The sequence below is a fragment of the Bacillus sp. FSL W8-0629 genome, assembly GCF_038593225.1.
Taxonomy (GTDB): domain Bacteria; phylum Bacillota; class Bacilli; order Bacillales; family Bacillaceae; genus Bacillus; species Bacillus altitudinis.
Window position 1 is genome coordinate 205,105 of sequence record NZ_CP151975.1, and the last position, 12,669, is coordinate 217,773.

General features: G+C 34.8%; 22 protein-coding genes. 11 read left to right on the forward strand and 11 right to left on the reverse strand.

What is annotated here, in order from left to right:
* Positions 1–11: 11 nt before the first annotated feature.
* Entirely contained in the window at positions 12–197 is a 186-nt protein-coding gene (locus NSQ17_RS01160; protein WP_342467748.1) for a hypothetical protein, read from the forward strand.
* A gap of 65 nt (positions 198–262) precedes the next feature.
* Here the strand turns inward: NSQ17_RS01160 and NSQ17_RS01165 are convergent, their stop codons facing one another.
* From NSQ17_RS01165 to NSQ17_RS01185, 5 genes are all read right to left on the reverse strand, one after another.
* On the reverse strand, positions 263–1,783 hold the full coding sequence (locus NSQ17_RS01165; RefSeq protein WP_342467749.1) for a PH domain-containing protein: 1,521 nt from the start codon (positions 1,781–1,783) through the stop codon (positions 263–265).
* Positions 1,784–2,305, reverse strand: a complete 522-nt coding sequence (locus tag NSQ17_RS01170; protein WP_216895617.1) for a PH domain-containing protein — start codon at positions 2,303–2,305, stop codon at positions 1,784–1,786.
* 68 nt (positions 2,306–2,373) lie between these two features.
* On the reverse strand, positions 2,374–3,294 hold the full coding sequence (locus NSQ17_RS01175; protein ID WP_216895614.1) for an ABC transporter ATP-binding protein: 921 nt from the start codon (positions 3,292–3,294) through the stop codon (positions 2,374–2,376).
* Entirely contained in the window at positions 3,294–3,983 is a 690-nt protein-coding gene (locus tag NSQ17_RS01180) for an ABC transporter permease subunit (RefSeq protein ID WP_050826862.1), read from the reverse strand. The genes NSQ17_RS01175 and NSQ17_RS01180 overlap by 1 nt, the downstream gene beginning before the upstream one ends.
* Positions 3,984–3,996: 13 nt before the next feature.
* A complete protein-coding gene (locus tag NSQ17_RS01185; protein WP_216895612.1) occupies positions 3,997–4,425 on the reverse strand; it encodes a DUF4064 domain-containing protein in 429 nt (142 codons plus the stop codon).
* A gap of 190 nt (positions 4,426–4,615) precedes the next feature.
* On the opposite strand from NSQ17_RS01185, the gene NSQ17_RS01190 reads away from it, so the two are divergent.
* Together NSQ17_RS01190 and NSQ17_RS01195 are read left to right on the forward strand one after the other, a co-directional pair.
* On the forward strand, positions 4,616–4,912 hold the full coding sequence (locus NSQ17_RS01190) for a DUF2089 family protein (protein WP_216895610.1): 297 nt from the start codon (positions 4,616–4,618) through the stop codon (positions 4,910–4,912).
* The gene (locus NSQ17_RS01195; protein WP_216895608.1) at positions 4,913–5,206 is read left to right on the forward strand and encodes a hypothetical protein; all 294 of its coding nucleotides are present in this window, start codon (positions 4,913–4,915) and stop codon (positions 5,204–5,206) included.
* Between the two features lie 102 nt (positions 5,207–5,308).
* Here the strand turns inward: NSQ17_RS01195 and NSQ17_RS01200 are convergent, their stop codons facing one another.
* Genes NSQ17_RS01200 through NSQ17_RS01225 form a run of 6 tightly spaced genes read right to left on the reverse strand, consistent with a single transcriptional unit; the run spans position 5,309 to position 6,399 of the window.
* Positions 5,309–5,458 (reverse strand): aureocin A53 family class IId bacteriocin, encoded by a 150-nt coding sequence (locus NSQ17_RS01200; RefSeq protein WP_342467750.1) that lies wholly within the window; start codon positions 5,456–5,458, stop codon positions 5,309–5,311.
* Positions 5,459–5,483: 25 nt separating this feature from the next.
* On the reverse strand, positions 5,484–5,633 hold the full coding sequence (locus tag NSQ17_RS01205) for an aureocin A53 family class IId bacteriocin (protein WP_342467751.1): 150 nt from the start codon (positions 5,631–5,633) through the stop codon (positions 5,484–5,486).
* A gap of 42 nt (positions 5,634–5,675) precedes the next feature.
* Entirely contained in the window at positions 5,676–5,825 is a 150-nt protein-coding gene (locus NSQ17_RS01210; protein WP_050826864.1) for an aureocin A53 family class IId bacteriocin, read from the reverse strand.
* Between the two features lie 42 nt (positions 5,826–5,867).
* Positions 5,868–6,017, reverse strand: a complete 150-nt coding sequence (locus NSQ17_RS01215) for an aureocin A53 family class IId bacteriocin (RefSeq protein WP_035390638.1) — start codon at positions 6,015–6,017, stop codon at positions 5,868–5,870.
* Positions 6,018–6,055: 38 nt separating this feature from the next.
* Complete coding sequence (locus NSQ17_RS01220; RefSeq protein WP_144740576.1) at positions 6,056–6,208, reverse strand: aureocin A53 family class IId bacteriocin; 153 nt, start codon at positions 6,206–6,208, stop codon at positions 6,056–6,058.
* Between the two features lie 41 nt (positions 6,209–6,249).
* Entirely contained in the window at positions 6,250–6,399 is a 150-nt protein-coding gene (locus tag NSQ17_RS01225; RefSeq protein WP_035390638.1) for an aureocin A53 family class IId bacteriocin, read from the reverse strand.
* 396 nt (positions 6,400–6,795) lie between these two features.
* Here NSQ17_RS01225 and NSQ17_RS01230 point away from each other — a divergent pair, with 396 nt between their 5' ends.
* The 8 genes from NSQ17_RS01230 to NSQ17_RS01265 all read left to right on the forward strand — a co-directional run bounded on the left by NSQ17_RS01230 (position 6,796) and on the right by NSQ17_RS01265 (position 12,624).
* A complete protein-coding gene (locus NSQ17_RS01230) occupies positions 6,796–7,923 on the forward strand; it encodes a DUF418 domain-containing protein (RefSeq protein WP_342467753.1) in 1,128 nt (375 codons plus the stop codon).
* Between the two features lie 172 nt (positions 7,924–8,095).
* Complete coding sequence (locus NSQ17_RS01235; RefSeq protein ID WP_017366490.1) at positions 8,096–8,467, forward strand: GntR family transcriptional regulator; 372 nt, start codon at positions 8,096–8,098, stop codon at positions 8,465–8,467.
* Between the two features lie 5 nt (positions 8,468–8,472).
* Complete coding sequence (locus NSQ17_RS01240) at positions 8,473–9,348, forward strand: ABC transporter ATP-binding protein (RefSeq protein ID WP_024719131.1); 876 nt, start codon at positions 8,473–8,475, stop codon at positions 9,346–9,348.
* Positions 9,332–9,937, forward strand: a complete 606-nt coding sequence (locus NSQ17_RS01245) for an ABC-2 transporter permease (protein WP_008343909.1) — start codon at positions 9,332–9,334, stop codon at positions 9,935–9,937. The genes NSQ17_RS01240 and NSQ17_RS01245 overlap by 17 nt, the downstream gene beginning before the upstream one ends.
* Positions 9,938–10,121: 184 nt before the next feature.
* Entirely contained in the window at positions 10,122–10,340 is a 219-nt protein-coding gene (locus NSQ17_RS01250; RefSeq protein ID WP_144684438.1) for a helix-turn-helix transcriptional regulator, read from the forward strand.
* Positions 10,337–10,636, forward strand: a complete 300-nt coding sequence (locus NSQ17_RS01255) for a hypothetical protein (protein WP_017366494.1) — start codon at positions 10,337–10,339, stop codon at positions 10,634–10,636. The genes NSQ17_RS01250 and NSQ17_RS01255 overlap by 4 nt, the downstream gene beginning before the upstream one ends.
* A 56-nt stretch (positions 10,637–10,692) precedes the next feature.
* Entirely contained in the window at positions 10,693–11,640 is a 948-nt protein-coding gene (locus NSQ17_RS01260) for an alpha/beta hydrolase (RefSeq protein ID WP_342467754.1), read from the forward strand.
* 93 nt (positions 11,641–11,733) lie between these two features.
* On the forward strand, positions 11,734–12,624 hold the full coding sequence (locus tag NSQ17_RS01265; protein WP_024719134.1) for an AraC family transcriptional regulator: 891 nt from the start codon (positions 11,734–11,736) through the stop codon (positions 12,622–12,624).
* Positions 12,625–12,669 lie beyond the last annotated feature (45 nt).

Sequence of the window (12,669 nt, forward strand, 5' to 3'; positions counted from 1 at the left end):
AGGAGAGCGTTTTGTTTCAACCAAACCAAGAATTGAAAAAAACAGTGGTCTTTTATGCAGGTGTGGGAGCTGTTTTGCTGATTCTCATGATGTTGAAATGGCTGCCGGTTTCTGCAGACTGGGAGTTGCCGTTGATTTTGTTTGGATTGGGGATTTTGTTTTATGTGCTTTGGAAGGATGAAAAAGGTAAGGGCTAAAATGTTTAGCCCTTTTTTACGTAATCATAGTTTCAACTTAAGTCAGTGCCTGAATTAGATTTAAATTATGTTGGTTTCTGAACAGTAAATAGATCTAATGAATGATCATTAGGTATGTTGATAGAAGTTTGTTCTGCTATTCCTTTTGAATACCAATCATAATAATTTTCGGCTATTTCTTTTGGTAAATCATGCATGATAGTTGTTTTTGTTGGTTTTGCTCTGTTAACTATTTTAATTGAAGCCAACCCTAATTTCCTTTGGATAAGTGTCTCTGAGATTATTAATCTTTCTATATTATATTTGTGTGTTATGAGAAGTCTATCTGTAAGGCCGCCTTTTTTTATTTGCAAATAATGATCATTACAACTGTAGGAGCTGTACAAACTGCTAAACAATTGAATGAGTAAAAATACAACACTTATGAATATTGAAATATACCATAAGTCATTTCTGAAAAATAAAAGAAGAGCTGGCGTTAAACACCAAAATATGACTGATCTAAATAATTTAGGTATGATTGAATACCATGGTATTCTCTTCATATTGGTCTCTAGTCTAATGCTAGGAAAGATATCTGAAACTAATTTATTTGCCAAATTTTTATTTATAAAAGGAAATAATATATTTGGTGATTTTACATTTTCGTCATTAACTTCAGTCGAACTGATGATTTTTACTTTCACAATAGAAATTAATTTTTGTATAAAACTGCTAGTGAAGTATAACGCTTCAATCTTTTCTTTTGGGATAGAGAAGTCAGTAATATTTAATTTACCTTTTTCGATGTACAGTCTAGTTTTGTCCGAAGATAATTTAAATCCTCCATATTGCAAGTATGTCTTTAAAATTCCATATAGAATAGACAATATAATAAGTAAAAAAACACTCAGAATAATTGTCATTGGAGAGGATTTTACAAATGAAATCAAACTATCTATATACTTTTCTAAAGACAAAAATTGATTGATTTCTGAGTAAGCAGAATAGAGAAGAAGTAGAAAGAAAAGTAATCTTAAAGATGTAAGGGAAGCAATAAATATCTCCTTCATTTGGATTTCATAATGAAGTTTCTGAGCACTTTGTTGTATAGGTTTTTCAAATTCACTTTCTACATTAGCATTGATACTGCCTTTTTCCGTAAGGTGCTTTTTTATGCTCAAAGCTTCTGAAGTTTTAATCATATGTAATTTTACTACGTGGTCATTATTGCTTGATCCTACATCAATTAACAAAGAGGTAAGGTCAAAAAAACGATGAAAAAAAGTAGATGTTTGATTCACGCCTTGAATACTGTTAATTGGAAAATGTCTTTTTACAGTAATGAACCTACCCTTTTCTAAATATAACTCCTCTTCGCTTAGGTCATAACCAAAATGTTTCCACTCTAATAATATAGTAATGACCTTGTAAATTATAAAAATAACAATAATTAAAAAACCTAATTTAGAGAATATTGATATGGATGAAAAACCAAATAATACTGATAAAAAAATACAGAAGAAGATGAAACCTTTAATCGATTTTAATAATTCAAATAGCATCCATAATGGATGTAATCTTTTTAGGCGACTATTAGTTTCCATTTATAGAGAGCTTTCCTTTCTAATCTCATTCTTTTTGGTTTGATTATCAGTAATATGCGCTATATAATCACGAATATCTGAAGCTTCTTTTTCTGGAATGCAAGGTATTTCATGTACATAGCCAATCGTACCAATCTTAATAGAAGATAATTTATATTTTTTTAATAAGGGACCTTGATATGTATCTACAAAATATACTTTATTCATAGGAATTATTAGGTGTTTCCTTCTGAAAATTCCTCCATGCTTTAATTGAATCATATTTATATCTATTTCATAACGCCAAGTTTTTTGTTTGTAAATAGGGACTAACATGAGTTCTACCATAGCTGATATAATTAAAATACCCATAATGCTATAAATAAGCCAAACAATCCATTCTGACCAACTATAATAGTTGTGTAGAACTAAAAGGACAACTAAAACGCTAGTTGATATAATAAAATTTATAAAGTCAACTATCCGCCAAACCTTAATCGCATCTTTAGAAATTTTTTTTGAGGGCTCCTTCAATTGATACAAATATAATCCTCCTTATCCTTTGTAGATTTAGTACCACTTGGATACTAAATCTACTTTTTATAGGATTCTTAATTATTATCTCCAATATTAAGAAATATCTCTTCTAATGATGGCTCATCGACTTCTATTCTAAATACATCAATGTTTTTAGAAATAAAAAGCTTGTTGATTAATGGTATAGATGATTCATCTTCAATGGTTATTTGAGATGATAGTTCACTGATTTCACTTTTTATAGAAAGACTCTTAAGGTCTACTGTTAATGACTCAATCTGTGCAATTGAAGCAGCACTATGCTTTATATAAACGGTCATATTCTTTTTGTATGCTGTTCTTAACTCTTTCATACTTCCTTTAATTTGAATGACACCTTTGTTCATAATAGCAACTTCATCACATAATTTCTCAACTTCATCTAAATTGTGTGAGGTTAGAAATACGGTAGTACCGTTTGTGGCGATTTCTTTAATAATAGAATGGATATTTAATACTGAATTTGCATCTACCCCTGAAGTCGGTTCATCTAAAAAAATTAAATCAGGTTTATTTAATAATGCTTGGGCGATCCCTAGTTTTTTTTTCATTCCAAATGAAAAATTTTTAGTCTTTAACTTAGCTGCATCTTTTAACTCAACTTTATCTAGAAGTTCAATTAAATCTTCTTGTTTTAAATCTAATTTCAATATTTGACTAAAGTATTTCAAATGATCTAGTGCGGTCATATTTTCATAGAATGTAGAATAGTCAGGGAGAACCCCTATTTTACCCCAGATTGATTTTTGTTGATTCTTTTTATAGCCCAATACTTCATAAAGTCCTTCAGTTGGTTCAATTATACCTGTAATCATATTTATAAATGTTGATTTACCGGCACCGTTCTTCCCTAGAAAACCAAATATTGTGCCTTTATCGATTGATAAGTTCATTTTATCAACAACAATTTTATTTCCATATCTCTTTGTTAGATTGGTCGTTTTGAGTGCATACACTATAAATCCCTCTTTCTAAAAAGCATTAAACTTACGATTAAAAACAAAATTGGGAAAAGAATGACTATATATGTAAAAGCAGTCTGCTCTTGAGTGAAATAATAATAGGGTGTGATATAACTAATCATTTTAATGATAATATTATTTGATCCAATGCTAATCATACCGATAACAGGTAAAATAATCGACAATGTAATACCTAGAAACATTGTAATAGAAGGGTTTGAAATGATAGTGGATAGTAATAGAGTTAACCCTAAGAAGTAAGAAATAAACACAATACATTGTATTAATTCTAGAAAATAAAAAGTGTTTGAAAACGGGATAATTAATATTAAGGAAATTGTTAAACATACAATCCAAAAAAGAAGATTACCTAAAAACTTTCCTAATAATATGTTATTTCTAGATGTTTTCGTCACCAAAAATCGAACAGTACGAGAGTATACCTCTTTATTAATTACATTATGGGCTAGACTGGTGACAAATAGTGGGGCAGCAATGAAAAGTAATACCATTAATCCACCCACATATGCATTATCACCTAGACCTAAAGATTTCAATTGGTCACTAAATTGGCTAAGGATTTTTGCCGTACCGGTTGTAATTCCAATTAGGACAATAATAATTAGGATAGAGCGTATACTTTTAAACAGTGCTTTGAATTCATTCAAACCAATTGCAAACATAGTTTCACCTCTTTTAGAATGACTGATCTGTCCCGTTTCTTACTTTTTTATCTTTCACAATTATAGTAATTCCAGCAATTAGATACGCAATGCCGCCAAGTATGCCTAAAAAGATTGTTAATAAGGAGCCTAAAATAGAGGTAGTTATTAATAGAATACCGGCAGAGCGTGCTCTGTTTTTTAATAATATTAATGAAAAAATTCCTGCTAGTATGCTCAATATCGTTATTGCGATCATATATAAAGAACCATTGGCAAGGATGTTAATTACTTGTTCCGGTGTGATATCTTGTACGTTTTCTTCATCAATAAAGTCTTGGATTAGTTTGTTAGTATCATTGTTATTTTTTGTTCCTTCATAAAACATAAAGCTCCCAATAAGTAAGGCTGTGAATAAAATAACACCTATAATAGTAAAAGTCTTTTCAAAAGTACGTTTCATGCTTAACCTCCATAAAATACAATTTATTGGTTAAATAACCTAAACTTACAATAACATATTTTGGATAGATTTTTCCACAAAAATTTTAAAAAAGTTTAAAAAAAATAAACATTATTCATTTTTTTATTCATTTTTTGATTACATTTATTCTTTCTGTGTTATAATAATAAAAAAGCGGGGTGGCTGATATATGGAGAAAGATATTCCAACATGGATTTTATCTGTAGATTCTGAGGACAGAGAATTTATAAGAAAATTTATACTTAGTTCAGGTTCATTAAAACAAATGGCAAAAGATTATGATGTTTCTTATCCAACAGTTAGAACCCGATTAGACAGAATCATTCAATTGATTAAATTAAATGAAACTTTAGAGCAAGAAACTCTAATTAAATATGTAAAGAAACTCGCGATTGAGGAAAAAATTAGTTTAGAAGTTGCCAAAAACATTATTGAAAAATATAAAGCAGAAAGGGATGGAGATTAAATGAATGAATTAATGTATTTTATTTTAGTAGTTGTCGTTTTCGCAGTTCAGTATTTCCTTTCAACAAGAAACAACTTTTTGTGGGGAGCTTTAATCCCGATCGTCTTTATCGCTGGAATGTCATGGTTTTATTTAGAAAATAAAGTAAGTAATAATATAGGTTTTCTTATTATCGCGCTAGTTGGATTAGCTCTTTTAATTGAAGAGTGGAACCGCGGTCGTAGAATGCTCCACAAAAAAAGAGTCAAAGAAATTGAAAAGATGAAAACACAAGACATCACTATAAAAAAATAATCACAAAAATTATGATTTTTAGGTTTTAAATGTTTGATTTTTGGCTATAATAAAACAATAGGGATAGAGTGTTTACACTATCCCTATTGGGCTAACGAACAACTAGCCATTGATGATGCTGTCAATTTTATCGCTGATCCATTGGAACGTTGCACCGTTCTTGATCCAGTTGATAACAGTTGATTTGTTAGCCCAAGCCCATTTAGCTGCTTTAGTACCAAGTTGAGCAACAAATCTTAAGAAAGCTACCATTATTTATTTCACCTCCTGAATTCGTTTAGCCTGCTAAAGCTCGGATAATTTGGTTTGAAATCCATTTAAAAGAAAAGCCTTGTCCTATCCATTCAAGTACCTTTTTTTTGTTAGCCCAAGCCCAAATCGCCTGTTTAGCTGTAAGTTGAGCAACAAGTTGTAAGAAAGTTGACATTCTTTTCACCTCCACCAAACTACTTTAAAAGATATCTCAGAATTAGCCATTGATGATGCTGTCAATTTTATCACTGATCCATTGGAACGTTGCACCGTTCTTGATCCAGTTGATAACAGTTGATTTGTTGTCCCAAGCCCATTTAGCGGCTTTAGCGCCAAGTTGAGCAACAAGCCTCAAGAAAGCTACCATTGTTTTCACCTCCACCAAACTACTTTAAAAGATATCTCAGAATTAGCCATTGATGATGCTGTCAATTTTATCACTGATCCATTGGAACGTTGCACCGTTCTTGATCCAGTTGATAACAGTTGATTTGTTGTCCCAAGCCCATTTAGCTGCTTTAGTACCAAGTTGAGCAACAAGTCTTAAGAAAGCTACCATATTCTTTCCACCTCCCAAATTCGTTTAATTGCTCAATTTTATTTGCCTGCTAAAGCTTTGATAATCTGTCTTTCAATCCATTTGAAAGAAAAGCCATGTTGTATCCATTCAATAACTTTTTCTTTATTAAGCCAAGCCCAAAAAGCTTTTTCACCTGTAAGTTTAGTCACAAGTTTTAAGAAAGCTACCATTATTTCACCTCCACCAAACTACTTTAAAAGATATCTCAGAATTAGCCGTTGATGATGCTGTCAATTTTATCACTGATCCATTGGAACGTTGCACCGTTCTTGATCCAGTTGATAACAGTTGATTTGTTGTCCCAAGCCCATTTAGCTGCTTTAGTACCAAGTTGAGCAACAAGTCTTAAGAAAGCTACCATTGTTTTCACCCCCCCTGTTAATTTATGTATTAAATATTAAATCAAAATAATCCTAAATACAACAATTTTTTCATTTTTTTTCATATTTTACATTAAATTGAAGCTTATGAACTATATTTCTCGGGTTTTTTACTGGGATTCATTTTCGTATAGTAAATAAGTCTTTGTTTTGTAGTGGGGCGAATAAAGTGCATATAAAGATAATTATATTAGTTAAATGATGTATAAATTAAGTTTTATTTTTAAGAGTATGATTATTTCACTAATCTTACTTGTCTTATTGTTAAGTACAATTTTAGATAGTTTATAACTTTTGGGGATTTTATACCCTCTTTTTACATATATGGGTTATTATATTGTATGGTTGTATTTATATTTTCCGAAGGAGCTGTCGTGTTGAAGGGATCTAGGGTTGAGTTTATTGATAGTTTACGTGGTTTTAGTTTATTAGGTATTTTGATTGTGAATATGCTTAATTTTCAATATGATTATGATTTTGAGAAGATGTTTGATCCGAGCATATGGGGGCAGGAGTTTGGGGTATATGTGACGGAGATCTTGTTTCAGGGGTCATTTTATCCGATTTTCTCCTTTTTGTTTGGGTATTCTTTTATCAAGTTGATTGAATCCACGAAGGCAAAGGGGCTGAATACGAATGCCATCGTCGTTCGCCGCGGCTTTGGTCTTATTGTGCTTGGGATGCTGCATTACATATTCATTTGGAATGGTGATATTCTCTTATATTATGGAGCATGTACGTTTTTCTTGATGATGTTTTTAAGCAGCCGGATCAAAACAATGCTGATTTGGTCAGGTGTGTTAGGTGCTTTGTCATTAGTGGTTTTACCATATCTGATGACCTTTGTTTATGGAAATGATGATTTATTAACTGATGTGTATGCGAAGGGTGCATACGGTGATATTTTATTGAGCCGGGTGACGATTGAAGACGATATGATGATTGTGACCATTATTATGGCGATCGTGACCATTACGATGATGCCGATCTTGGGTTTTCTATTCGGTACGATCATGGTGGGACCATTTGCACTGCTTGGCATGGCGATCGGGAAAAAAGGTCATTTGACAGAAGAAGATCGAGGCATGGCTTATCGTAAAGGCTGGGTTTGGATGATTATCATCGGGCTCGCTTTAAAATGTGCGACGTTCAGTGATGCTCCTTGGAGTGAAATGGTGTTGACGTTAGGAGCCTATGTCCTGACGATCGGTTATATTCAAGCTTTTATTGTCTTCTACTATTCAAAGGCTGCACAAGGGTTGAAACGTCTGTTTGCAGGACTGGGCCGATTGTCTTTATCAAACTATTTGGCTCAATCTATTATTTGTACAACGATTTTCTATTCTTACGGACTTGGGTTATTCGGACAAATGGGCTCAATGTTTGGGCTGCTACTTGCTGTTGGACTTTACACAGCTCAGCTGTTCATCAGCTATCTCTATTTGAAAAAGTGGAGAAGAGGGCCTGTGGAATGGATTATGGGAAAATGGGTATATTGGAGATAAATTGATTTGTTGAGGAACCGCATGGCTGAAGAGCTGTGCGGTTTTTTAGTTGGATCGCATTCAAAAAAGTTCATAAAAGGAGTTGAATATTTTTTCAGTGTGTATATAATGTATATATAGTGTATATACAATATTTCGTTGCGAATACCAGTACAGAAAAAGAGGTTTTTATATGCAAATTACGATTTCTAACCATTCTAAGGAGCCTATCTATGAGCAGATTACGACACAAATCAAATCGTTGATCTTAACGGGGGAGCTTGCAGAAGGTGCGGCCCTCCCGTCTATCCGAAAGCTAGCGAAGGATTTACAAATTAGCGTCATCACAACAAAACGTGCATATGAAGAGTTAGAGAAGGCAGGATTTATTTATTCGATTGTCGGTAAGGGATCATTTGTTGCCGAGCAAAACCTAGAGGTCATGAGAGAGAAAAAATTGAAGGTGATTGAGGAACAGCTTGGAGCGGTTGTTACAAACGGCAAGGAATTAGGCTTATCTTTTGATGAATTGCAGCAGTTATTAAAGTTCTTGTATGAGGAGTGAGATGAGTGGAGCATGTGATTGAATTCAAAGGCGTGTCAAAACGGTTCAAAGACTTTTCTGTGCAGAATCTCGATTTACAGGTCAAAAAGGGCTTTGTTACTGGGTTTATTGGAGAAAATGGAGCTGGTAAGTCGACCACGATTAAAATGATCATGAATTTGTTAAAACCAGATTCTGGTGAGGTTAAAATTTTTGGATTAGATTATCGCACCCATGAAAAAGAGATTAAGGAACGAATTGGCTTTGTTTACGATGCTAACGTTTTTTTCCCAGGATTGAATTTAAAAGACATCAAACGAATTGTGGCACCTGCCTATAAACGCTGGGATGATAGACTATTTTATCAATATATTGAACAGTTTGGCCTGCCGCTGAATAAAGCGATTAAAACATTTTCAAAAGGGATGCAGATGAAGGCATCGCTTGCGATTGCGCTGTCGCACCATGCAGAGCTGATTATCATGGATGAACCAACTGCTGGTTTAGATCCGGTCTTTAGAAGAGAGCTGCTCGGCACGTTACAAGAATTGATGATTGATGGAAATCGAACGATTTTTTTCTCAACGCATATGACGACTGATTTAGATCGCATCGCGGATTATATTGCGTTTATACAAAATGGAAGATTGGTCTTTCAACAGTCGATTCATGAGGTGGCGGAGAATTATGCGCTGGTGAAGGGGAGCCTGGATTTGCTGGATCGAGACACAGAAAAGGCGTTTATCCATATTCAGCGTACGGCAGCCGGATTTGAAGCATTAACAGATCGGATTGATGAGGTGAAGCTTATTTTCGGGGATGCTGTTGTGATTGAACCGGCGTCGCTTGAGGATATCATGTTTTATTTGAAAGGCGGGGTTGCGCATGTTTCATTTAATTAAGCGTGATGTGATTTTGCAAAAGAAGCAGTTACTTATTTTTATTCCGTTTATCTTATTTTTCATTTTCATGGATGTCCATCCAGTATTAACGTTTCTAGTCGCTAGTGTCTTCATTCCATTTAACACATATGCTTATGATGAGAAGGCAGAAACGAATATTCTATTAAATTCCTTGCCCTATACACGTAAAGAAATTATCGCATCACGTTATCTTGGCGCCATTTTCTATATGAGTATTGCGATCGTGCTGACAAGTGCTGCATTATTTGTGTTTGGGAAGCTGTTTTCGCTGTCAGATATTGCGATTGGCAGCGGGTTGTTTTTATTGTTCGCAGCATGCACGTTTCCATTGTTTTATATCTTAAAACCTGGTTATATCACAACGGCAGTGATCATTGGCTTTATCGTCTTATCTGCTATGGGACCGCCTGTTGTTCTCTATTTAGCAGAGCAATTCAGTGGGATCACTGATTTTATCATGAATTTATCGATCCCTATTGTATATACGGGGTCAACTGTACTGATTATGCTCATCTACTTGCTGTCTTGGGGACTTTCTACAGCGATTTACCAGAGGAAAGTGTTTTAAATCAGATGATCACATCATTTATAGAGAATCATTCATTTTGAGGTAGGCCTTTCAAAATGGATGATTCTTTTTTGCATCCGGTGAAATTGACATACAGAAGAAAAGAGGTTATTGTTAATTAACATAATGTTAATTATTTTTAACATATTGTTAAATAAATCATCCTTTAAGAAAGGAATTTGAAATGGAGATTAAAAATAGAATTAAGGTATTACGGGCAGAAAGAGACTGGACACAAAAGGATTTGGCAGAGAAGTTAGGTGTGACTCGTCAAACTGTGGCAGCGATTGAAAATGGTAAATATTCTTTGTCTTTAAAATTAGCATTTCAAATTGCTAGGACATTTGAAGTTGATTTATATGACGTTTTTCAAGAGGTCGACAAGGAGGAACAACAGCGATGATGACAACGATCATACTTTATTCTCTGATTATCCTTTCTATCTTAAGTACGGTCTTTCAATTTAAGAAAAGCCGTGAATATAAACAGGATGAACGGGGCCAATTTATTTTAGCGAAAGCCGGAAGTTTTTCAATTGTAGGTGTGGCATTAGCCTATATATTGGTTGCTGTCATTCAAGCTTTTGTTCATGAATTATCATCTCCAACGGAATGGTTTTATATAGCGATTACGTTTATGTATGTATCAAGTGTTTGCGCAAATACCATTGGCATTATCTATTGTGAAAGAAAATACTAATCTTTTATCTGCGGATGCAAGCTAGGGTACTTCATCATGAAGGGAAGAGAAAACCAATGAAAAAAAAATTGAGAATCATGTTGATCTCCATAGGCACCATTATCACGGTCATGGTTGTTTTTCTAGCTACTGTTTATTTTGTAAACCTCATTAGTAATGAACGGGAGAAAGGGAAAATAGAAGCTTATGGGCAAAAGGTCTTGGTGGATGGGAAGCAGATGAATGTGCTCATTCAAGGCGATGGGAAAGAAACGATTGTCCTTCTCCCAGGCTATGGAACTGCTTCACCCGTGCTGGATTTTGAACCGTTAGTCAAGGAGTTATCGCCATATTATAGAGTCGTAGTGATTGAACCGTTTGGTTATGGTTTAAGTGACGACACAGATAAAGTAAGGACAAGTCAAAACATTGTGGATGAGATTCATGAATGTTTGCAAAAACTCAACATTAAAAAATATACGCTAATGGGTCATTCGATTTCTGGCATTTATGGATTAGAATATGTGAATCAATACGAAAAAGAAGTCCAAGCCTTTGTTGGAATTGATAGTAGTTTTCCTAAGCAGGAGGATGCAGATGAATTGCCAGTCTCCAGCTTACAGCTGCTTCATCAATCCGGCTTTTACAGATTGATAGTGAAAATGAATCCAGATCAACTGGTGATGCCTAAAGTAGATGATCAAACGAAAGCTCAGATTAAAATGCTGACTTTCCGAAATTTCTTGGATGAAAGCCAAGCTAGTGAGGCAGAAAACTTTAGAAACAATTTTAAAAACGCTCAACGCCTACATTTCCCTAAGAAGCTCCCTGTTGCTTTCTATCTAGCGGATCAAACGGAGAAAGAAACACCAAACTGGAAACCAATGCATGAAGAGCTGCTGAAAAATGTAGACAACGGAAAAGTCGTTACTTTCAAAGGCGGCCATTATTTGCATCATACGAAATCAAAAGAAATCGCAGATGATGTGAGGAAGTTTCTATCGAACAACGAGCGCTCACGTTAGCGTTTTTCCTCCTCAGCTGGACAGATGAAACATCGCAATTTTGATCAAAACGAGTGAACTGATTTGTTTTATGATCAAGAAGAGGTGAGGGAGATGATGTATAGTCGGGTGACGCAAGAGGTGATTTCTTATTTGGAGTCGCATTTGATGGATGAGCTGTCGCTGAAACAGGTGCATGAGAAAGTAGGATATTCACATTTTCATTTGCTGCGTGTATTTAAACGAGAAACCGGGCTGTCGATGGGGGAATATGTGCGGAAACGAAGATTAGCTACGGCTGCACAGCTTCTTTTGTATACGGATCAGGGGATTTTAGACATCGCTTTTTCGTTACAATTCCAATCGCAGGAAGCCTTTACGCGTGCTTTTAAGCATCTTTATTCTTTACCTCCCGGAATGTACAGGTCCATGATGAGAGATATGCAAATGAAAAAGGAGGAAGATTCGATGACATTACATGAAGCAGTACCTGGCTGGGGTTTGAGTGGTTCACATCCGCATATGTATGAGATGGGTGTTGATACAGCAGAGTTCCATACGGGAAAGCAATCAGGTGTTTTATCATCTAAAGAAGGCGTACAAGAAGGACAGTTTGCGACGATGATGCAGGGGTTTCAAGCAAAAGAGTATGTAGGCAAGCGGTTGAAGCTCTCTGCTTTCTTGAAAACAGAGAATGTATCTTCAGCAGGAATTTGGATGCGGGTAGATGACGGAAAGGGTGATACGGTGCAGTTTGATAATATGCAGAATCGACCTGTGACAGATTCTACGGAATGGAATCAATATGCGATCGTATTAGATGTTCCTACGCGCAGTGAATCCATTCATTTTGGAGTGCTACTCAGCGGTCATGGAACAGTCTGGGCTGACGGATTTCGATTTGAGGAAGTGGATGAGAAAACACCTACAACGAATATGGTGGAGGCTTCGGCTCTGCCAGATGTGCCGATGAATTTGCATTTTGAGCTTGAGAAGACCGTGTGAGCGGTCTTTTTTTGTTGTATACAAATCTGCATGAACCGTTTATAA